The 20326-nt window shown below is 70.4% G+C and carries 20 protein-coding genes; 5 read left to right on the top strand and 15 right to left on the bottom strand.

What is annotated here, in order from left to right:
- The first annotated feature begins 120 nt into the window (after positions 1–120).
- The gene (locus AQJ27_RS28350) at positions 121–951 is read left to right on the top strand and encodes a M55 family metallopeptidase (protein WP_067374785.1); all 831 of its coding nucleotides are present in this window, start codon (positions 121–123) and stop codon (positions 949–951) included.
- A 58-nt stretch (positions 952–1009) separates the two neighbouring features.
- Here the strand turns inward: AQJ27_RS28350 and AQJ27_RS28345 are convergent, their stop codons facing one another.
- Entirely contained in the window at positions 1010–1969 is a 960-nt protein-coding gene (locus AQJ27_RS28345; RefSeq protein ID WP_067374784.1) for an alpha/beta hydrolase family protein, read from the bottom strand.
- Positions 1970–2297: 328 nt separating this feature from the next.
- Here AQJ27_RS28345 and AQJ27_RS28340 point away from each other — a divergent pair, with 328 nt between their 5' ends.
- The 3 genes from AQJ27_RS28340 to AQJ27_RS28330 all read left to right on the top strand — a co-directional run bounded on the left by AQJ27_RS28340 (position 2298) and on the right by AQJ27_RS28330 (position 4858).
- Positions 2298–2789 (top strand): hypothetical protein, encoded by a 492-nt coding sequence (locus AQJ27_RS28340; RefSeq protein WP_067374782.1) that lies wholly within the window; start codon positions 2298–2300, stop codon positions 2787–2789.
- Positions 2790–2854: 65 nt separating this feature from the next.
- Positions 2855–3697: an RICIN domain-containing protein gene (locus tag AQJ27_RS28335; RefSeq protein ID WP_067374780.1), complete on the top strand. Its 843-nt coding sequence runs from the start codon at positions 2855–2857 to the stop codon at positions 3695–3697.
- Between the two features lie 210 nt (positions 3698–3907).
- Positions 3908–4858 (top strand): alpha/beta hydrolase fold domain-containing protein, encoded by a 951-nt coding sequence (locus AQJ27_RS28330; protein WP_067375089.1) that lies wholly within the window; start codon positions 3908–3910, stop codon positions 4856–4858.
- A 136-nt stretch (positions 4859–4994) separates the two neighbouring features.
- Here AQJ27_RS28330 and AQJ27_RS28325 read toward each other — a convergent pair whose 3' ends face one another.
- The 5 genes from AQJ27_RS28325 to AQJ27_RS28305 all read right to left on the bottom strand — a co-directional run bounded on the left by AQJ27_RS28325 (position 4995) and on the right by AQJ27_RS28305 (position 11568).
- On the bottom strand, positions 4995–6074 hold the full coding sequence (locus AQJ27_RS28325) for an Ldh family oxidoreductase (protein WP_067374778.1): 1080 nt from the start codon (positions 6072–6074) through the stop codon (positions 4995–4997).
- A gap of 20 nt (positions 6075–6094) precedes the next feature.
- Positions 6095–7828, bottom strand: coding sequence for a thiamine pyrophosphate-dependent enzyme (locus tag AQJ27_RS28320; protein WP_067374776.1), 1734 nt, complete (start codon positions 7826–7828; stop codon positions 6095–6097).
- A 13-nt stretch (positions 7829–7841) separates the two neighbouring features.
- On the bottom strand, positions 7842–8702 hold the full coding sequence (locus AQJ27_RS28315; protein ID WP_067374774.1) for an amidohydrolase family protein: 861 nt from the start codon (positions 8700–8702) through the stop codon (positions 7842–7844).
- A 166-nt stretch (positions 8703–8868) separates the two neighbouring features.
- The gene (lhgO, locus tag AQJ27_RS28310) at positions 8869–10077 is read right to left on the bottom strand and encodes an L-2-hydroxyglutarate oxidase (protein ID WP_067374773.1); all 1209 of its coding nucleotides are present in this window, start codon (positions 10075–10077) and stop codon (positions 8869–8871) included.
- A gap of 42 nt (positions 10078–10119) precedes the next feature.
- A complete protein-coding gene (locus tag AQJ27_RS28305; protein ID WP_201264407.1) occupies positions 10120–11568 on the bottom strand; it encodes an aldehyde dehydrogenase family protein in 1449 nt (482 codons plus the stop codon).
- A gap of 235 nt (positions 11569–11803) precedes the next feature.
- On the opposite strand from AQJ27_RS28305, the gene AQJ27_RS28300 reads away from it, so the two are divergent.
- Positions 11804–12091, top strand: coding sequence for a putative quinol monooxygenase (locus AQJ27_RS28300; RefSeq protein WP_067374769.1), 288 nt, complete (start codon positions 11804–11806; stop codon positions 12089–12091).
- A gap of 80 nt (positions 12092–12171) precedes the next feature.
- On the opposite strand, the gene AQJ27_RS28295 is transcribed toward AQJ27_RS28300, so the two are convergent.
- The 9 genes from AQJ27_RS28295 to AQJ27_RS28255 form a co-directional block, all read right to left on the bottom strand.
- Entirely contained in the window at positions 12172–13212 is a 1041-nt protein-coding gene (locus tag AQJ27_RS28295) for a uroporphyrinogen decarboxylase/cobalamine-independent methonine synthase family protein (RefSeq protein WP_067374767.1), read from the bottom strand.
- A gap of 3 nt (positions 13213–13215) precedes the next feature.
- The gene (locus tag AQJ27_RS28290; protein ID WP_067374765.1) at positions 13216–13731 is read right to left on the bottom strand and encodes a GlcG/HbpS family heme-binding protein; all 516 of its coding nucleotides are present in this window, start codon (positions 13729–13731) and stop codon (positions 13216–13218) included.
- Positions 13728–14531 (bottom strand): alpha/beta fold hydrolase, encoded by an 804-nt coding sequence (locus tag AQJ27_RS28285; RefSeq protein WP_067374763.1) that lies wholly within the window; start codon positions 14529–14531, stop codon positions 13728–13730. Before AQJ27_RS28285 ends, AQJ27_RS28290 begins: the two co-directional genes overlap by 4 nt.
- Positions 14532–14557: 26 nt before the next feature.
- Positions 14558–14929: a VOC family protein gene (locus tag AQJ27_RS28280; RefSeq protein WP_067374761.1), complete on the bottom strand. Its 372-nt coding sequence runs from the start codon at positions 14927–14929 to the stop codon at positions 14558–14560.
- Complete coding sequence (locus AQJ27_RS28275) at positions 14926–15723, bottom strand: fumarylacetoacetate hydrolase family protein (RefSeq protein WP_067374759.1); 798 nt, start codon at positions 15721–15723, stop codon at positions 14926–14928. Before AQJ27_RS28275 ends, AQJ27_RS28280 begins: the two co-directional genes overlap by 4 nt.
- A 5-nt stretch (positions 15724–15728) precedes the next feature.
- Entirely contained in the window at positions 15729–17177 is a 1449-nt protein-coding gene (locus tag AQJ27_RS28270) for an NAD-dependent succinate-semialdehyde dehydrogenase (RefSeq protein ID WP_067374757.1), read from the bottom strand.
- An 88-nt stretch (positions 17178–17265) separates the two neighbouring features.
- The gene (locus tag AQJ27_RS28265; protein ID WP_067374755.1) at positions 17266–18186 is read right to left on the bottom strand and encodes a VOC family protein; all 921 of its coding nucleotides are present in this window, start codon (positions 18184–18186) and stop codon (positions 17266–17268) included.
- Between the two features lie 96 nt (positions 18187–18282).
- Positions 18283–19194, bottom strand: coding sequence for a LysR family transcriptional regulator (locus AQJ27_RS28260; RefSeq protein WP_067374753.1), 912 nt, complete (start codon positions 19192–19194; stop codon positions 18283–18285).
- Between the two features lie 181 nt (positions 19195–19375).
- Positions 19376–20323 carry a sugar ABC transporter substrate-binding protein gene (locus tag AQJ27_RS28255; protein ID WP_067374751.1) on the bottom strand — a complete coding sequence of 316 codons (948 nt, stop codon included), beginning with the start codon at positions 20321–20323 and terminating at the stop codon, positions 19376–19378.
- Positions 20324–20326 lie beyond the last annotated feature (3 nt).

The raw sequence follows: 20326 nt of genomic DNA, 5'->3' as shown, positions 1-20326 counted from the left end.
GAGGCAGGTCACTCCGCGGACCCGGCTCGAACCCGTGGCCGTACGGCAGTCGCAGCCCGCCGGAACCGCAGGAGGAGTGGCAGTCGTCTCCTCAGCGATCAAGCTTGAGGAGTGTGCGCAGTGCGGATCTACATCAGCGTGGACATGGAGGGCGTCACAGGGCTCGTCGACGCCGACGATGTGCAGCCCGGCGGCCGGGACTACGAGCGCGGACGGCTGATGATGGCGGAGGACGTCAACGCCGCGATCCGGGGTGCCCTCGCGGCCGGCGCCACCGACATCACTGTCAACGATGCTCACGGACCGATGCGCAACCTCCTTCCGGAGGCCCTGCACCCGGCGGCCCGCCTCATCCGCGGCAAGCCCAAGCACATGCTCATGCTCGAAGGTCTCGCGCCCGAGCACGATGCCATGCTCTGCGTCGGCTATCACTCGAAGGCCGGCACACTCGGAGTGCTGAGCCACAGCTTCATGGGCCACGAGATCGAAGACATGTGGCTGGACGGCCGGCCGGTGGGCGAGATCGGCCTGGCCCACGCCACCGCGGTGGCCATCGGCGTTCCGGTGGCGGTCCTCACCGGTGACGACTGCGCCTGCGCGGAGATGACCGCATGGGACGCCTCTGTCACCACCGTGGCCGTGAAGAGTGCGCGGGACAGATTCGCGGCGGATCTGCGACCCGCCGAGGAAGCGCGTACCGCGATCGAGGAGGCGGTCGCCGCCAGTCTGTCCGCGCGACGACCGGCCACGGTGGTGCCATCGGGCCCGTCCACGCTCACCGTACGGTGGCAGTCGGCTTCAGTGGCCGCCACCCTCCTGGGAATTCCAGGGGTCACCTCGACGGACACGCGGACCGTCCAGGCACAGGGCACTCTGCCCAGCCTTTACCGGCTGTTCGGAGTGTGGATGCGAGTAGCGGCTTCCCTCACCAACCAGCCCCCGTACTGCTGACCGTTGGTGGCCGCCCGGGACCGCCTTGCACCCTTTACTTGGATTACTTGGATTCGACTTACTTGGATTCGACTCGTCCGAGCGGGTCGGGGTCGGCCGTCAGCGCGTCACGCGCCGTCTGCCAAGCGGAATCCCCGGGGTGGAGCTCGGTGCGGAGGTAGGCCCAGGTGAGCCGCTGAACCACGGACACTCGCTCCGGGTTCTCGTCCGTGGTCTCGGCGACGTCGTATCCGGAAACCCCGCCGAGCCCGTGCTCCGCGTCGAACAGGGTGAGCAGGGACTTGGGGCCCGGGGAGAGGAAGTACGGATCGGCGTGCCAGTCGGGGCCCCGAACCGTCAGGTGGGTGGAGGCGTCCTTGTCGCCGGCGACCACGAGCGTGGGCGTCGCCATCTTGGAGAAGTCCATGGTCGAGAAGAACGAATAGTTCTCGGCCACGAACTCGGTGACGGCATCGCCGCCCCTGCCGGGCGCGGCAAGCAGTACACCCGCCTTGATCCGGGGCTCCGCCAGGTCCACTTCCGTTCCGTCGTCCGGATCGATGAGCCGGGCGCCGAGCAGCAGGCTCGCCGTGTGCCCGCCCATCGAGTGCCCGGCCACGGCGACCTTGTCGTGGTCCAGGCGCCCGAGTAGCTGCGGTACGGCGGCCTCGATCACGTCGAGTCGGTCGAGGATGCGCGTCATGTCCTCGGCCCGCGATCGCCAGTGCAGCGGCCCCCCGGGGGTACCGGGATCCAGGCTCAGCGTGCTCGAGCTCAGGTGGGTGGGCTGGATCACGACGAAGCCGTGCGCCGCCCAGAAGTTGGCGAGGGGGGCGTAGCCGTTCAGCGAGGAGAGGTGGTTCGAGTAACCCTGGCCGTGCGAGAGGAGGATGAGCGGAAGGTCGCTCCCGGTCACGGGCGCGGAGACGCGCACCTCCAGGTCCACGGCCCGGCCGGGGGCCGGGAGCACTACGGGACTGACCGAGAGCACTGGAGTGGGCGGACCGAAGGTGTGGGCCGGGTACGTCGATTCACTCATGATGCGTATTTCCCTTCAATGACCTCTGCTGCCGGTCCCCTTCGGCTGACGGCGAGTGAGGCGGTCAGGCCCCGTCAGGGGCGCCCGGCATCGGCTCCGGATGAAACGGAGCGTCGTTCCGATTAAGATACGGAGCGACGTTCCGCTTTGTCAACGGTCGCCGGCGCGCGAGCGTGGTGCACGTCGGCGAACGTGGCCGGTCCGGCGAGTTCCGAATCCCTATCCCGGTCGGTCACCCCGTTGTCTCATTCGTCGCCCCTGCACCCGACGAGGCGTGTTGAATTGCGTGGCTGAAGGTCCGTCACTCAACTGTTCATAGGGGATCTGGATGTTGCCGGAAATCTTGGTCGGGCTTGCCGCTTCGGGGGGAACGGCGGTCGTGACGGCGGCCGGCACCGACGCCTGGTCAGGGACCCGAACAACAGTGGCCCGGCTCCTGGGGCGGGACGGGCAACGGGAAGAGGTGGTGTTGCAGCGCCTTGACCAGACCGCCGCGGATCTCGCAAGGGCATCCGGCGAAGACGCGCGGGGAGCGCTGGAACGGGTACGTGGCGCGCAGTCCCGGTCCTGGGAAACGCGTTTCACGGACCTGCTCCAGGATCTGCCGGAATCCGAAAGGGACGAGGCCGTCAGGGCGCTGCGTTCCCTGGTCGAGCATGTCCGGCAGCACGCTTCCGGCTCCGGTGCCTCGGCCGGTACCGGTGGGTTCGCGGCCACCGGCGACGTCATCATGAAGGCCACAAACGGATCGGTTGTCGCCGGCGTGGTCAACGGAGGTGTGCGTGTGGACCCTCCGAAGCCGGGGCCGGTCCAGGACTGACCGCCCCCGGCTCCTCCAGTCCACAGCGCCGTAGCCGCGGCGCGTTCCTCGGAACACTGCTGCACATGGCGGGCTTCGGCGCCGCCGGTGACAGCCGGGCCCCCTACGTCACCGCCTCCCATGGAGCGGTGGCGGTCGGCCACGCCGACCATGTCACGTACATCCGCAAGCAGCGTGCACGCCGCTTGCGGATGCTGGTCGTGCCCGTCGTCGTGGCGGGCGGGACGATCACGGCCATCACTCTCGCGCCGGACTCATCTCCGTCGGGCCCGGAGCAGTCGTCCCCGGCACCGTGGTTCTCCCCGACACCGTCGCCTCCCGGGCCACGGTCCGCCACCGGCTCCCCGTCCGCCACCGCCTCCCTTTCGGCACCGATCGTGCGCGCGTCCGGCTCCGCGGCAGCCGTGGCCCAGCCGGAGCGGACCGGTGCGGCGGCCACGCCCGAGGCCGGGGCGCCGCCCGCCGCGGAGTCCGGGGCAACCAAGCTCTCCCCGGGGTCCGTGTCGCGCCTGCGGAACGTCTCCACCAACCAGTGCGCGTCCGGCGACGGTTCCGTCTACCCCGACTTCGGGACGTGCGATTCCAGCGATGCCTACGCATGGACGTTGCGCTCCTCCGGCGGCGGCACCTTCGAGCTGGTCAACCGCGCGAGTGGAAACTGCCTGTCGGCGCCCTTCAACAACAACTACGCGGCCGGGCTGGAAGCCTGCGGCGGCGTCGGAGGCACCGGCCATGTGGTGTGGCGTTTCGGAAGCTCCACCGCGGCGGGCCAGACCCTGAAGAACACCGAGACCGGGCACTGCCTGGAGATCGCCTCCCCGGCGTACGGGGGCGGCAAGCAGGTGATGGTGGCCACCTGCAACAGCGACGAGCCCCAGCAACTGTGGAACAACGGCGGGACCGCCTAGGACTCGTCCGGTCCATCATCGGGGCTCGCGGGGAAGCCCATGGACGTGCGGCGCGGCGGGTGCCACGTCACGTCGGCGTCCGGCTTGGGCCCCGCGCGCACGAGAGACATCATGAGAGGACCGAGAAGGCTTGGGTGCCCGTGCTAGCATCGCCCCACCAATTGCCAGGAATCCTGTCGATCGATGACATGGCTCGACGATCGGAACCGTATGTCTCTCCTTGCCCGGCCCGGAGTGGCCTCCTTCGCCGCCAAGTCGATACAGCGTCTCGCCGTGGCGGCCGACCGGCGCCCGAGCGGCCGCGGTTCGGCGGCCGCCTCGCACGGCCGCTTTCCCGAGTTCCCGCGCTCCGTGAGCGAGTTGACGGTCCCGACCTCGGTCGCTCCGGCCCGGGTCGTGGTGTACCTGCCGACGTCCGAGGGTCCGCCACCGCCGGTTCACGTCAACTTCCACGGTGGCGGGTACGTGATGCCGCTGACGGAGATCGACGATCCGCTCTGCCGCTTCCTCGCCGCCGAGGCGGGGGTGGCCGTGGTCAACGTCGACTACGTCGTGGCCCCGCAGCACCCTTTCCCCGCCCCGCCCCTGCAGGCCTTCGAGGTCGTCCGGTGGATCGCCGCGCACGGGGGCGAGCACGGCTGGGACGGCAGCCGCCTCTCCGTGGGCGGACAGAGCGCCGGAGGCGGTCTCGCCGCGGCCGTCGCGCGCCAGGCACTCGAGGAGGGCGGGCCCGGTATCGCCCTGCAGGTCCTGCACTACCCGCCGTTGGACCTCGCGACGAGCGCCCGGGACAAGCGCGCCGCCATCGCCAAGCCTGTGCTGCGCCCCTGGATGGGCGAGATCTTCGACAGCTCGTACGTCCCGGACCCGCGCGAGCGCGCCGACCGGCTGGTGTCCCCCGCGGGCGCGGCCGACACCGCCGACCTCAAGGGCATCGCCCCGGCTCTGGTCGTCACGGCGGAGTTCGACCTTCTCAAGGCGGAAGCCGTGCGCTACGCCGAGCGTCTTCAGCGGGCGGGCGCCCTCGTCGAGCACCACGACGTGCTCGGGGTCGATCACGGGTACGACGGCAAGGACGACAAGAAGGCCCTGGAGACCTACGCCGTGATCGCCCGTCATGTGCGCCGGGCCCTCAACCCCGAGGCCCGCGAGGCCGGTTGAGCAGCGCCGCACGCCGGGATGGGCAAGGCGGGCGGGGGGCAGTCGAGCGGGCGGGCCCGGGACGGACGAGGCGCCCGCCGCACGTCGGACGCCCCGGCCACCCGCTCCTCCATCCCCCTCTCCATGGAGGCGCCTGTCAGCCCTGCGAGCGGGCCTCGGGTGGCGTGATGCCCAACTTGCCCGCGCTCTCCGTCAGTTCACGCCACACCTTCGCCGCAACGGGTACCCCCTTCTCGGCGCGCCGCACACTCACGGCGGCACTGCGCTCACCGGGGTAGAACACCCCCTCGGCGCCGTCCGCCGCGGCCAGACCCTTGAGCGTGCCCAGAGTGGCGTCGACAGCCGCGGTGAAGGCGTCCGCGTCGCCGAAGGCCGCCGGGTCGATGGCGATGATCAGGGCGTTCTGGCGGTGCCCCCGGCCCTGGGGATCGTCCGAGTGGAAGGCGGCGAAGATCGGCGCTCCGACGAGCACACTGGTGAGCAGTTCGAACGCCAGCGACATGCCGGACCCCTTGGCGCCGCCCAGCGGCAGCGGCATGACCGCCTTCTCCGGGTCGGTGGTGGGGGTGCCGTCCGCGGTGGCGGCGGCCCCCTCCGGCAATGGGGTGCCGCTCGCCCTGGCCTGGCGGATCTTCCCCAGGGCGATCGTGGCGGTGGCCATGTCCAGCAGGAGCGGCGCGTGGCTCGCGGCGGGTACGGCGATGGCGAGCGGGCTGGTGGCCACGGCCGCGCCCTTGACCCCGGTGTAGCCCATGTTGGGCATCCCGGCGACGAAGGCGATGCCGACCAGGCCCTGTTCGGCGATCTTCGACACGTAGTAGCCGATGGCGCCGGTGTGGACGGTCCGGCGTACCCCCACGGCCGCGACACCCCCCGCCCGGGCCCGGGTCACCGCCTCCTCGGCGGCCGCGGTGAGGGCCACCGGGCCGGGCGCGCGATCGGCGTCGAGGACGGCGACCGCCGACGTACCGGACTCGAACGTCATCTCGGGCCGGGCGTTGGCCACCCCCTTGGCGAGCAGCTCCAGATAGGCGGGGACCCGCGCGGTGCCGTGGGAGTCGACGCCGCGCAGCGCGGCCCAGACGAACACGTCGGCGGTGGTGCGGGCGTGCTCGGGGCCGAGTCCGCCCTTCTCCAGGAGGGCGGCGGCGAAGGCGCGCAGGTCGTCGGCGGGGACAAGTACCTTGCCCGCATTGGGCGTTGGGGTGCCGGTCATGGTGGCGGGGGCCTCCTGGGTCAGCGGGTGACGAGAACGTCGACGACGGCGGTGGTGCCCTCCGCCACGGCCTTGAGCGCGCGCTCCAGGGCGGGGGCGAGCGCGTGCGGCGCGTCGACGGTCTCGGTGTGCATGCCGAACGGCTCGGCGAACTGCGCGAGTCGGGGCAACCGGTGCAGGTCGGTGCCGAGCCACTCGCCGGTCTCGGCGGCCGCGCCCTCGGGGTAGAACCTGCGGTGGTTGAGGTTCATCGACTTGTAGACGCGGTTGTTGAACACCACGATGAGCAGTGGCAGGTCGTACGCCTTGGCGGCGTCGTACGACGGGATGACGGGGTTGTACGCGAAGGCCCCGTCGCCGATGGTGAGGACCACGGGCCTTTCCCTGGCGGCGAGTTTGACGCCGAGGGCCACCGCGATGCCCTGACCGAGTCCGCCCTGCACATAGAAGTACGAGTCGGGGTCCGAGGTCTGCACATGGCGTTTCACGACGCGGCTGTGGGTGATCGTCTCGTCGACGACGATCGCGTCCCGCCCGTCGAGCAGCCCGCGCAGGGTCGCGGCCACGAGCACCGGGTCGATGCCCTCGGCCCCTGCCGCCTTGGCCTCGACCGCGGCGATCGAGGCCTGTTCGTCGGCGTGCCGCTCCTCCTGCGCGCAGCGCCGCGCGGTGGCGGCGGCCACGGCTGTCTCGTCAGCGTGGGCGTCCTTCGCCCGCTTGGTGAGCTGGCGCAGGGTGTGGGCGACGTTGCCCTCCAGGTACCGCTCGGCGAAGAGGACTTGGTGGACGACGTGCGGGCGCTGCGGCACCTCGTCGATGACGACGATCCGCGCCTTCGACGGGCGGCGCGAGGGCGGGTAGAAGGGCGCGCGGCAGTTGACGAGGAGGATGAGGTCGGCCTCGTCCATCCATGGGCCGATGTCGCTGCCGGCGTGCAGCGGGTGGGTGCGCGGGAAGTTGCCGCACACGGCCGAGTCGGGCTCGACGACCGGGATGTTCCACGCTTCGGCGAAGGCGAGGAGTGCCTCGAAGCCGCCCGCCTCACGGCCCGCCGTCTCGGTGACGATCACGGGGCTGTCGGCCTCGCGGATCAGTTGGGCGACGAGGTCGACCTCTTCGGGTGAGCTGTGCGTGGAGCCCGGCGGGGCGACGGGCACGGCCTCGCGGCCGTCCCACTCCTCCAGCAGGATCTCCAGGGGGATGTTGAGGTAGGCCGGGCCCGCCGGGGCCCGCCAGGACAGCTCCGCCGCCCGCGTGATCATCGTGGGCAGGGTGTGGACGCTCGCCGCCTCGTTGGCCCACTTGGTGAAGGGCTGGGCGACGCCGTGCGGGCCGCCCACGAAAGACAGGTTGCGATACCACTGGCCGCCCGGGTCCTGACCGGGGCCGTCGCCGTACGTGGTCGACTCCGAGGAGGCGACCACCATCGGGACGCCGGCGAGGAGCGCGCCGTGGACGGCCATGGAGCCCTGCAGCAGTCCGGGCGCCGCGTGCAGCAGTACGCCCTGCGGCCGGCGCTCGATCAGTCCGTAGCCGGTGGCCATGCCGACGGCGACGGTCTCGTGGGTCAGGTCGAGGTAGCGCGGGCACGGCAGCCCGTCACGGTGTCGGCGGGCGAGGGACTCCCACACCGGGGCCCATTCGGACCCCGAGGAGCAGAAGAGGTAGTCGGCGCCGACGGCGTTGAAGGCGGCCACGAAGGCATCGCCGCCGTCACCTCCGGCGGCGTCCGGCGTGTTCCGGGTGTCCGTCATCTCGTGTGCTTCCTCAGCCCTCGATCGGCCAGTTCAGGACCTCGGAGATACCCCGGCCCATGATCCACTCGAGCTCCTCGGGGGTGAAGTCCCAGTGCTTGGCGAACTGTTCGATGGTGTCGGTGTAGGTGATGCCGTGGCCGAGCAGCCGGGTGATGTCGGTGCCGTAGAAGCAGCGCTGCGGGCCCATCCTGTCCACCATCTCGCGCACGTACTTCTCGATGTTCTTGTTCGGGAAGGGCTGCGTCGAGTAGCCCGGCAGCGCGGAGACCTTCACGTAGATGTTGGGGTGCTCGGCGAGGTCCGCGGTCTCCTGGACCCAGTAGCCGATCGCGTCGTCCACGCAGCGGGCCATGATGCCCATGTGGTCGATGATGATCTTCAGCCCGGGGTGCTTGGCGGCGATCTGGCCGAGTTCACGCTTCCAGATCGGGGCGTGGACCATGGTGGGGATGGAGAGTTCCTCGGCGATCGGCCAGTACCAGTCGTTGGTCCCGTCGATCATCCAGTTGCGGTCCTGGGGGCGGTGGAAGGTGAGCCGGGTGCCCTTGATGTACGGGTTCCGCGCGAACTCCTTCAGCAGGGCGGTGCCCTCGACCGGGTCGTCCTGCGGGACGCGGGCCATGATGCCGAAGCGGTCGGGGTGCGCTTCGCAGGCCTCGAGCGCGTAGTCGATGCGGTTGCCCTCCCACGACGGGGGCAGGATCAGCGCCCGGTTGACGCCGGCCTCGTCCATCAGCTCGAGGGCCTCCTCGTAGGAGAAGGGGTCCTCGCGGTGGCCGTTGAGGCGGATGCGCTCACGCGCGCCCGGGACCCAGGGGCGCTCCGGGGTCTCTTCCTTCCAGATGTGGATCTGCGTGTCGACAACGAACATGTCCTCGGCTCTTTCTCTCGAATTCTTTCGAAGGGGAAGTGCTTCCCTCGAAGGGAAGGGGGTGGCGGGGTGGTGTGGAAGGAACGCTAGGCGGGTGGTGGGGCCTTGCCGAGTCCCCGGGGCGCAAGCACAACTTGCGCGAAAGTCGCCCGTACGCAGGGCATTTTCAGATTGCGCCGGCGCCCCCGAGCACGGCGTCCACGATGTGCTCGGCGATCGCCATGGAGGCCGTGGCGGCCGGGGAGGGCGCGTTGCGGACGGCGGTGATCCGGCCCACCCGGTGGATGCGGAAGTCGTCCACGAGCATGCCGTCCGGGTCCAGGGCCTGGGCGCGTACGCCGGCTCCGCCGCGGACCACGTCCGAGACGCCGACGCCGGGAACGTACAGCTCGGCGTCCTTCATGAACGCGGCTCTGGACAGCGAGCCGCGGTACTCCCTGATGCCGGTCCTCCAGTGCTGGGCGGCCATCCTCCAGGAGCCGGGGTAGGCCGCGAGTCCCGCGAGGTCCTTCGGTGAGATCCTGCCGAGCGTGTAACCCTCCCTGGCCAGGGCCAGGACGGCGTTCGGGCCGACCTCGACCGAGCCGTCGACGCGGGGGGTGAAGTGCACGCCGAGGAAGGGGTAACGCGGGTCCGGGACCGGGTAGATCAGCCCGCGCACCAGGTCCGTCCGCTCGGGCTTGAGCAGCATGTACTCGCCCCGGAACGGGACGATCCTCGGCTCCTTCTTGTCCTGGGCGAGCCGGGCGACGGAGTCCGAGTGGAGGCCCGCGCAGAGGATCAGCCGGTCGACGCGGACATGCTCCTGCCCACAGGCCACCTCGATGCCGCCGGGCACGTCGGTGATCGAGGTGACCGGGAATCCGAGGCGTATCTCGCCGCCCGAGGCCTCGATGTCCTTGGCGAACTCCCGGGCGATCGCCGGGTAGTCGGTGATCGCGGTGCGCGGGGAATGCAGGGCCGCGATGCCCCCGGCGTGGGGCTCCAGCTCCCTGATCTCCTGCTTGGAGACCTTCCTCAGTTCGGGCACGTGGTTGTTCCTGGCCCGTTCGTAGAGGTTCTCCATCCGGCCCAGCTCGTCCTCGCGCACCGCCATGACGAGCTTGCCGATCTCCGCGTACGGCAGGCCCCGGTCCTGGCAGTACTCGCGCAGGACGGACACGCCCCGCACGCACAGGTCCGCCTTGAGGCTGCCCGGCGCGTAGTAGATGCCGGCGTGCACGACGCCCGAGTTGTGCCCGGTCTGGTGGACGGCGACCGCCCGCTCCTTCTCCAGCACCACGACCCGGGTGCCTGGGCGGCGCAGGGCGATCTCACGCCCCGTGGCCAGGCCCACGATGCCGGCGCCGACGATGCCGATCGTCTCGTCAGCCATCGGCATCCTCCTTTCCTCGTTGAGGCCTGTTCTCGAAACGCGTCAGGCACCGAAGTGGACGGCGACCGTCTTGACCCGGGTGTAGAAGCGCAGGGCCTCCTCGCCCTGCTCCTTGAACGGCGACCCGGAGTCGCGGAAGCCGCCGAAGGGGTGGTGGACATCCCAGCCCGAGGTGGTGGTGTTCACCGCGATCTGGCCGCACTCGGCCTCGTCGGCGAACCGGTACGCGGCGCCGAGGTTCTGGGTGAACACGGCGGCGGCGAGGCCGAAGACGGAGTCGTTGACGGCCTCGACCGCCTCCTCGAAGGAGTCCACCGGGAGCAGGGCGACGACGGGCCCGAACACTTCCTCGCGCCAGATGTCCAGCTCCGGGGTCATGTCTCCCAGCACGGTGGGATTGACGTAGCAGCCGTGGCTCAGTGCCTCGTCCCGCGGCTGGTCGCCGCCGACGAGGACCGTCGCGCCCTGCTTGACCGCGCGCTCGATGTCGGACAGGACGCCGTCGCGCTGACGGGCGCTCACCAGCGGGCCCATCGTGGTGCCCGCGGCGAGGCCAGGACCGACGCGCAGCGCGGTCGCCTCGGCGAGCAGCAGCGCGGTGAACTCCTCGTACACGGGCCGCTCGACGATCACCCGGCTGGTGGCGGTGCAGCGCTGCCCGGCCTGGGCGAAGGCCGCGGCGGCGACAGCTTTCGCGGCGGCGGTGAGGTCGGCGTCGGCGAGCACGACGGTGGCGTTCTTGCCGCCGAGTTCGCCCTGGAAGCGGATGTTGCTGTTCGCGAGCTGGGCGCGCAGGGCCTCGCCGACCTCGTTGCTGCCGGTGAAGGTGAGCGCGGCCAGGCGCGGGTCGGAGATCAGCGCCTCGGAGATCTCCGCGCCGCGCCCCGTGACCACGTTGAGGACACCGGCGGGCAGTCCCGCGTCGTGGAGGGCGCGGGCGAAGTGCAGAGCCGCCTGGGGGGTGTCGGTGGCCGGTTTGAGGAGGGCCGCGTTGCCCGCCGCGAGGCACGGCGCCAGCTTGCGGGCCGGGGTGATCAACGGGTCGTTCCACGGGGTGATCGCGAGGACGATGCCGAGCGGCTCGCGCTGGTGGTGGGTACGGGTGTCCGGGCGGACGTCGTGCACGAGGGTGCCGTACCCCTGCCGGGCGAGACCCGCGTAGTACTCCAGGAAGTCCGCGGCCTTGATCGTCTCACCGGTCGCCTCGGCCCGCGTCTTGCCCATCTCGGTCGCCAGGTCCTCGGCGATCTCCGCGCGGCGCCCGCGCAGCAGCCGGGCGGCTTCGGCCATGATCCGGGCGCGCTCGAAGGGGCTGGTGCGTTTCCAGACGGCGAAGCCCCGCTCGGCGTGGTCGTAGGCGCGGGTGACGTCGGCGGCGCTCAGCGCGGGGACGCGGGCGACGGGGGTCCGCAGATCGGAGGGGTCGTGGACGTCGATCCACTCACCGGTCGCCACCCACTCTCCGCCCAAGAGGGTTTCCAGGGTTCGCATGGAGATCACTTCCTTCGTCCGCCGCGGTGCGGGATCCGCGGTCTGCACAGGGAGCGGCCGCAGGGGGCCGGATGCGACAACACACCATGTCGGGGCGGTGCCGCCAGACCCGCGCAGGCAGTCATTGCTTGCGCCGCGCGCGGGTCGGCGGGCGACTGATCCGTGCTGGAATCTGCAGGCCGGGCGGTGTGTACGACGCCGCCGGGAGCCGGAATCGCGCTAAGGAGAAACAGACATGGCCTACGCAGTAGTCGCCCACTACCGCTGCGAGCCCGCCGACGAGGACACCGTGCGCGCCGCGCTGTTGAAGGTGCGCGAGCACACCCGCGCCGAGCCGGCGAACCTGGCGTACGAGGTGCACGCCGAGGTGGACCGGCCGGGCGGTTTCGTGCTGTACGAGCAGTACGCCGACCGCGCCGGCTTCGACGCGCACAAGGTCGCCGACCACTTCACCGAGCTGATCGTGGAGACGGTGTGGCCGCTGCTGACCGAGCGCACGGTGACCTTCGCCGAGGTTCTCTGACGCCGAGGTTCTCTGACGCCGAGGTTCTCCGAAGGTCTGCCGGGAAGCGCGGGCGCGCTTCCCGGCCCCTGGGCCGCGGGTCAGAACTCGTTGCCCCAGCAGTAGCGGGCGACGGTCTCCACCAGTACCAGCTTGCGGCGCTGGTTCTCGGCGCTCAGCAGCGGACGGGTCGCCGTGTCGGCGAAGCCGCGGGACGGCGATACGGCCATGTCCTCGAGGTCCTTGACCTCGGCGGCGGCGTCGATGCGGGCCATCACCGTGTCGATGTCCTCGAGTGCGGACACGGCCGCGTCCACCACGCCCAGGCACGCGTCGCGGTCCTCCGGCAGGGCCTTGACCAGGTCGAGTTCGGCGTCGGTGCCCTTGTCGTACGGCAGGATCCAGCGGTCGGCCGGGATCCCGCCGTACAGGCGCTCGGCGCGGGCCCGGTCCACCCCGGCGGGTGCCTCCCAGCCGGGGCAGACGCCGATCCTGACTCCCACCGGGCGCTCTTCCAGTCGTACCGCCAGGGCGTCGACGGCCAGCGCGTCCTCGAAGGACAGCGCGCCGGGGGCGGCCGGGTCGGCGGCGACGTGGCCGATCAGGAGCGGGTTGTTGAGCTGGACGAGCCGGACGCCCCGGGAGACCAGCAGCGCGATCTCCGCCTGGATGATCTCCGCGAGGGCCTCTCCGAGTTCGCGGGCCGAGGAGGGCCCGCCCGATGCGGCGAGTTCGGGTGCGAAGGTGGTGGCGGCCAGATAGGCCGGGGAGGGCAGCGAGGCCTTGGGGGCGATCACCGTCAGCCCGGTGAGCCGCCCGGCCCAGTCGGCGAGCAGCGGACCGTTCGCCTTGGGCAGCGTTTCCGCCACCCAGCGCGGCAGTCCGCCGTGGGTTTCCGAGTCCGTGCGACGGAAGCCGGAGACGGCGTCGAAGACCGCGCTGCGGAAGTCCTCCCGGGGGAAGTCCCCGTCGGTGACGACCGTGGTACGCAGCTTCCGCTGGAGGGCCACCGCCTCCTCGACCGCCTCGAGTTCCGCCTTCAGCACGATCTCGGGGTCGCCCTCGGCCCGCGCGGTCAGGAGAGTGCCGGGGCGGACCAGGCTGCCGTGGTGGTCGATGCGGTAGTTGAACGTGTCCGCCATGGCTCAGGCCTCCTTTTCCGTCTTCTCGGTCTTCTCGGGCTTCTCGGTCTTCTCGGCGTTCGGAGCCGGGTTGCCCGCGACGCCCCAGGCGGCGAACTCCATTTCGTAGCCGAGGGATTCGAGGACGTCGTCGGCGACCTGCTGGTCCTCGTCCGCGGTGCCGCCGGCGATGCCGAGGCCGCCGATGATCTCGCCGTCCCTCTTGATGGTGACGCTGCCCTCGGTGGCCATGATCGGCTGGGCGGCGCCGGGCAGCTGGGAGAGCTGCGAGAAGAACACCGGCTGGCTCTCCTGCCACTTCTTCAGCATCTTGCCGGGCCGCTGCATCACGGCGGCGGTGTACGCCTTGGCGCGGGCGATGTCCGGGGTGAGCGGGCGCGCACCGTCCGAGCGGCGGACGCTGACGACGAAGCCTCCCGCGTCCACCACGGCGACACTCACCGCCTTCCCGAGCGACCGGGCTCGCTTCAGGGCGGCGTCGACGATCTCTTCGGCGGCATCGAGGGTGAGGCTGCTCATGCGGCTTCCTTCTGTGCGGTGAGGGTGCGGCGCAGCTGGGCGACGGCCACGTTGTACTGCTCGGGCGCCTCCCAGTACATGGAGTGCGGGGCGTCCGGGACGATCTCCAGATGTGAGCCGGGCAGCAGTTCGTGGGCGCGGGTCACGGTCTTCACGCTGAGTACCGCGTCCTTCTCCGCGGCCAGGAAGGCGACCTTGACGCCCGAGTTCTGGATCTCCTCCAGCGAGGGGCCGTTGGTGTCGAGGTTGCGCAGGTCGGCCATCTTGGCGACGTTGAAGGTGCCCATCTGCTGGAAGAGGAAGGTGAGGTCGGGTCGCTCCTGCTGGAACCGCCGGGTGAGCAGGCGGTCGATGACGGGGAGCTTGACGGCCTCGGCCCGGTCGGCGGCGGCGAGTTCCTTCAGCTCGGGGTGGCTGATGCCGCCCAGGGAGTGGCCGAGGGCTACCGAGGAGACGCGCTCGGGACGCAGGAGGGCGGCACGCAGGGCGGCGACGGAGCCGATCGACTGGCCGACGAGCATGACGTCGGCCAGGTCCTCCTCGTCGAGTACGGCGACGACGTCGCCGGGGAAATCCTGTCCGTCGAACCCGGGCTTCGAGGAGTGCGGACGGGCCGGGGCGTCGGACTTGCCGAAGCCGCGCAGATCCATGGTGACGACCGTGAACTCCTCGCGCAGCGCGGCCACTTGCTGCCACCAGGCGGCGTGGTGGCCACCGCTGCCATGCACGAACAGGATCGCCGGACCGCTGCCGTGGCGCTCGTAGTAGATGGAGGTGCCGTCGGAGTCGGCGATGGGCATGTCAGTGAACTCCTAGCCGGACGCGGTCAGTTGGGACGCTTGCCGTGGAAGACCAGCTCGATCATGGTGTGGTCGGGATCGTGGATGTAGCAGAACTTGGACTGGTTCTCCGGCCGCTCGACCGGGCGGGTGTGCCGGATGCCGAGCTCCTTCAGGTGGGTGAGGAACTCGTCCCAGTCGTCGACCTCGACGGCGAAGTGATAGGGCGCCATGCGCTCCATCTCCTCGACCGGGGTGAAGTGCAGATCGAAGGTGCCGCGGGTCATCAGCACCACGCGGGTGTTGGACTTGGGCATGATCCGCTTCATCCCGAAGACCTTCGTGTACCAGTCGGCGGTGCGGTCGGGGTCGGTGGTGGGGAAGTTGACGTGGTGGATGTAACGGGGTGCGGTGCTCATGACGGATTCCCTTCGCTGTGTACGGGGTTGGACAGGACACCGATGCCGCTGATCTCGATGTCCACGGTGTCCCCTGGCTCCAGTTGGCAGGTGGACTCGGCGCCCATCCACAGCACGTCACCCGGCCGCAGGGTGACGTGCCGGGTCATCTCGACGATGAAGTCGAAGGGGTCGAAGACCATGTCGCCGGTCGCGAACGACGCCCGGACCTCCCCGTTGACGCGGAGCGTGGTGGTCTGTGCCAGGGCGTCGACGTCGGTCTCGATCCAGGGGCCCATGGGCTTGAACGTGTCGCTGTTCTTGCTGCGCCAGAACGTGCGGTCCTGGTGCTGCCAGGTGCGGGCGCTGACGTCGTTGCCGATGGTCCACCCGAAGACACCTTCCTGAGCCTCCTGGTACGTGGCGTGCCGCAGTGTTCGGCCGATGACCGCGACGAGTTCGGGCTCTGCCTCGAACCGGCCCTCGACACCGGCCGGCTTGACGATGGGCGAACCGTGCCCGGTGAGCGCGTTGTTGGCGCGGTAGCCCACCTCGGGACGGGTGGGGACCTCGGCGCGGGCGTGCTCGATGTGTCGCGGGTAGTTCATGCCGACCGCGTAGAACACGGGCGGGACGACGACGGGCAGCCAGGTCGCGCCGGCCCGCGGCACCGTGCCGATGACCGTCGGGCCGCGTTCGATGTGCGGCTGCCGCCGCGTGGCGTCGAGGGGTGACTCGGACAGCAGCTCGACGTCCTCCTCCCCCACCTGGCCCCACACCGCCCGTCCGCCGACCGAGACACGGGTGTATCGCATGACGCTCAGCCCGCCAGCAGATGGGAGACGCGCTTGGTGATCAGGTAGGCGTCGAGAGCCTCGGGCCCGCCCTCCCTGCCGTAGCCACTCTCCTTGACGCCGCCGGAGGGGGCCTCGCTGACGGAGCCGCCGCAGTGGTTGACGGAGAGGATGCCGGCCTCCAGTTCACGCACCAGGTGCTCGGCGGTGGCGGCGGACTCGGTGAAGCCGTAGGCGGCAAGGCCGTACGGCAGCGCGTTCGCGGTCGTGAGCGCCTCGTCGAGGTCACCGAAGGGGACGATCGGCGCGAGGGGGCCGAACGGTTCCTCGTGGAGGAGGTCCGCGTCCGCCGGTACGTCGGTCAGGACGGTCGGCGCGAAGAAGTACCCGGCGCGGTCGAGCCGTTCGCCGCCGGTGCGGACGGTCGCTCCCCGGCTGACGGCATCGGCGGTCAGACGCTGAACGGCCTGGAGCCGGCGCTCGTTGGCGAGCGGCCCCATGGTGGTGCCCTCGGCCAGGCCGTCGCCGACGACGACCGCTTCGGCGGCCTTCACGAACTCCGCGGTGAAGTCCTCGACGAGACGCTCGTGAACCAGGAACCGGCTCGGCGAGGTGCACACCTGTCCGGCGTTGGCGAACTTCGCCTGGGCGGCGCGGCGCGCGGCCCTCGCCGGGTCGGCGTCCGCGCACACGATCACCGGGGCGTGGCCGCCCAACTCCATGAGGGAGGGCTTCATGACCTCGCCGGCCGCGGCGGCGAGCAGCTTGCCCACGGGGACCGAGCCGGTGAAGGCGATCAGACGGGTGACCGGGGAGGCGATGAGGTGCGCGGAGACCTCGGCGGGTTCGCCGAAGACGAGGTTGAGTGCACCGGCCGGCAGGCCCGCGTCCACGAAGCAGCCGACGAGGGCGGCGGCGGTGGCGGGCGTCTCCTCCGAGGCCTTGATGATGATGGAGCAGCCCGCGCAGAGCGCCGAGGAGATCTTCCGCATCGGGCCGCCCGCCGGGAAGTTCCAGGGGACGAACGCGGCCACGGGGCCGATGGGTTCACGTCGTACGGAGAGCAGGGTGCCGGGGGCGGAGGGGATGATGCGGCCGTAGGCGCGGCGGGCGTCGTCGGCGTGCCAGCGCAGGGTGTCCGCGACACGGCGGGCCTCCCCGGTGGCCTCGGCGAGGGGCTTGCCCTGCTCCAGGGTCATGATCCGGCCGACTTCGGCGCTGCGCTCGGTGAGCAGGTCGGCGGCGGCGTGCAGGAGGGCGGTGCGCCGTGCGACGGGTGTGTCGCGCCAGGCCCTGAAGCCCTCGGCGGCGCCGGCCAGGGCGCGGTCCAGGTCGTCGGTGGTGGCGAGCGGTACCTCTCCGATCGCCTCCTCGGTGGCGGGGTTCACGATCGGGGCGGTCCGTCCGGTGCCGCCCTGGCACCACTCGCCCGCTATGTACATGCGGACGGCGGGGTAGCCGTGGTCGGAGGTCATGAGTGGGTGCCCTCTCAGGCTGGCGAGCGAGGCGAATGGGGTTTCCCCGGCCGAAGGCGCCGGTTTCCCCGCCGAAGGCGGCGGAGGGTCAGGAGGCGGGGGCGTCCTGCTGGTCGCGGTTGGTGCGCAGAGCCCAGATGTGGTGGGGCGGGGTGGTCTCGTGGACCCGGGTCTCGTAGCGGTCGTCGACGCGGTCCATGTCGGCGGCGTACTCGACCCGCCCGCCGCAGGGTGCGTGCACGAACCGGAAGACGTTCGAACCGACGGTGTGGCGGCCGAGTCTGCGGGCCTCGCGCCAGCCGTGGTCGATCATGTAATTGCCGCCCTCGACGACGTCGTCGAAGCCGGGGACCTCGTAGGCGATGTGGTTGACGCCGGCCTTGTCGGGGCGGTGGCACAGCAGGATGGTGTGCTGGTCCTGGTCGCCCGGGGCCTGCATGAAGACGCCCATGGGTTTCACCACGTCGGTGGGCCGGAAGCCGAGCAGTTCCTCGTAGAACGCGACGGCCTCCTCGCGGCCCTCCTTGAGGATGTTGAGGGCCACATGGCACATCCGCAGGGGGTGGACGCGGGTGATCGGCTCCAGGGCGGTGTTCCAGCGGCCGACGCTGCCCAGGGCGTTGGCGGGCCGGGGGGTGAGGGGCGCGGGCTTGGGCCGGGCCAGGGTCAGACCGACTCCGAAACCGGTCTCGTCCACGGTGTGGAACACTCCGGCCGCGTCCTCCCGGACCGTCCGGTCCCGGCCGACGGCCGCGACGAGCCGCTTCAGCTCCTTCGCCGTGTCGACACCCCACACCACCTCGCGCAGAGTGGGACCGGCTTCCACCGGCGGCGGCAGCAGCGGTCCGGGGCCGGTGTCGAGGTGGAGGGTCTGCCCGGTGAGCGTCTCGAACACCGCGTACTCGTCGGTCCGTTCCACCAGGAACAGTCCGAAGTCGTCGAAGAAACGAACGCATTCGTCGAGGTCGCCGATGCCGTAGGTGACCGATTCGATTCTCTGGATTCCCATGGTCTCCTCGTTTCACGGGTCGCCCGGTGAGCGTAGATTTCGGGTGGCGGCGTCTCAACGCTCGGGGCCGACGGACTGTGCAATCGTTTCTTGCGGTTACGGCCGGATCACCGGAATGGGATTCCGCGAGAACCAGTCCGTCAGAAAGTCGAGGAAGACGCTGATCTTGCGCGGGGTGTCCTGCCCCGGGCCGTAGATCGCGTACAGCGGCCGGTCGGGCACCGCGAGTTCGGGCAGCAGGACCTGCAGAGCGCCGGAGACCAGGTCGTCGTAGGCCGGTCGCTGCGGGAGCAGGGCGAGACCGCGCCCGTGCACGGCCGCTTTCTGCAGGGCGATGTAGGAGTTGGACGAGAAGGCGATGTTGCGGATCTTGTGCAGGGTCGACGCGTGTCCGTGGCCGATGCGCCAGACCGGGTCGTTGACGTGCACGAGGCAGTCGTGATGCGCGAGGCCGTTCGGCTCGGTCAGTGGCCCGTTCCGGTTCAGGTATTCCTTGGCGGCGCACAGCACGAACGGGAGCGAGGCGATCTTCTTGAGGCGGACGCTGGAGTCCCGGAGGTCTCGGGTGTGGAATGCCACGTCGAATCCGCCGTCCAGGAAATCGTAGGTCCGGTCGGACATGCCGCCGAGTTCGAATCGCACCTGGATTTTGGGGTGTGCGGCGGAAAAGGCGGCGATGGCGTCCCCGAGGTCCAGGCTGCCTATCCATTTGGGACAGATGATGCTGAGCGTCCCTTCGGCGCGGTCGTGGAGCTGGGCGATGCCTGCGTCCTCGGCCTCGATCTCCTCCAGGATGCGCGCGGCGAACTCCGCGTAGCGCCGGCCGGGTTCGGTGAGGCTCACCGAACGGGCCGTGCGGTTGACCAGGCGGACCCCCACCTGCCGCTCCAGCTCGGCGACGTGCCGTGACACCAGCGAGCCCGAGGAGCCCAGCTTCTTGGCGGCTCCGCTGAAACTGCCGGATTGCGCGACGGTGACGAAGCTGTGCATGAGGAGCAAGCGATCCATGTTTCCTCCGGAGGCCCACGACTGCCAGGGGTGGGCCCCGGCGGCGGTGCCGGTCGTACGGGTGTGCGGGCGTACCGCGCCGGAATGACCTCATGGCGGCTGTGTCGGACATTCCGGCGACGCGGTGGACGGCGGCTCAGGACGCCTTCGCGACAGACGCCGCTTCGCGGTGCGGGTTCGGTTACTTGGGGCAGTACTGGGGTGCCTTGCTCAGGTTGTCCTTGGTGACCAAGAGAAGAGGAATGTTGGCAATCTTGTCAACCTTCTTGTTGTCCAGAAGCCCGATCGCGTTCTTGGCCGCGGTCTGACCGATCGTCATCGCCGAGTTGGCCACGGTGGCGGAGAAGCGGCCGTCCTTGACGGCGGCCAGGCCCTCGTCGGTGCCGTTGGCGGTCACGATCTTGACGTTCTTGGCGCCGGCCGCGTCGAACGCCTTGCGTGCCGCGAGGCCCATCTCCTCGTTGGCGACGAAGGCGTAGGCGAGGTCCGGGTGGGCCTGGATCATGTTCTCGGCGACGTCCTGCGCCTTGGCCGCGTTGAACATGCCTGGCTGGTTCGCGACCACCTTGGCGTTGCCGGGCAGCGCCTTGGTGAAACCGCCCACCAGCAGATCGGAGGCGGCCCCGGGCGCACCCGCGATGACACCGACCTGTACGTCCTTGCCGCCCGCGTCCTCGGCGACCCAGCCGGCGTCCAGGGCCCCGACCTTGCCCAGGTCGACGACCGCCGCGCCGAGGATGTCGTTCACGTCGCTGGTGGCGACGGACGTCAGGTAGATCGGAATGTTCGAGGCCTTGGCCTTGGCTATGTCGCCCTTGAGCGCGTCGACGTTGACGGTCTGCACGATGAGCGCGCTGACATTGCGGGAGATCATGTCCTCGATATTGGACAGTTCGGTGCCGGAATTCTGGTGGGAGTTGGCCGTGTAGACCTTCGCCCCTTCCGACTTCGCCGTCTGTTCCAGGGCTTTTTGCAAACAGGTGTGGAATTCGGTGTCGGCGCCGTTGACGAACCCGAGGGACACGGAGCCGGACCCACTGCCGGTGTCCTTGCCGCAGCCGCTCAGCACCAGGGTGGTACCGGCGACGGCGGCGAGCATCGCTCGGCGGGAGCGGGCGGAGAGTCTCATGGT

Origin of the sequence: Streptomyces olivochromogenes, assembly GCF_001514115.1 — a bacterium.
Classification (GTDB): domain Bacteria; phylum Actinomycetota; class Actinomycetes; order Streptomycetales; family Streptomycetaceae; genus Streptomyces; species Streptomyces olivochromogenes.
The sequence above is the reverse complement of the archived record's forward strand: the minus strand, read 5'-3'. Positions and strand labels throughout refer to the sequence as shown.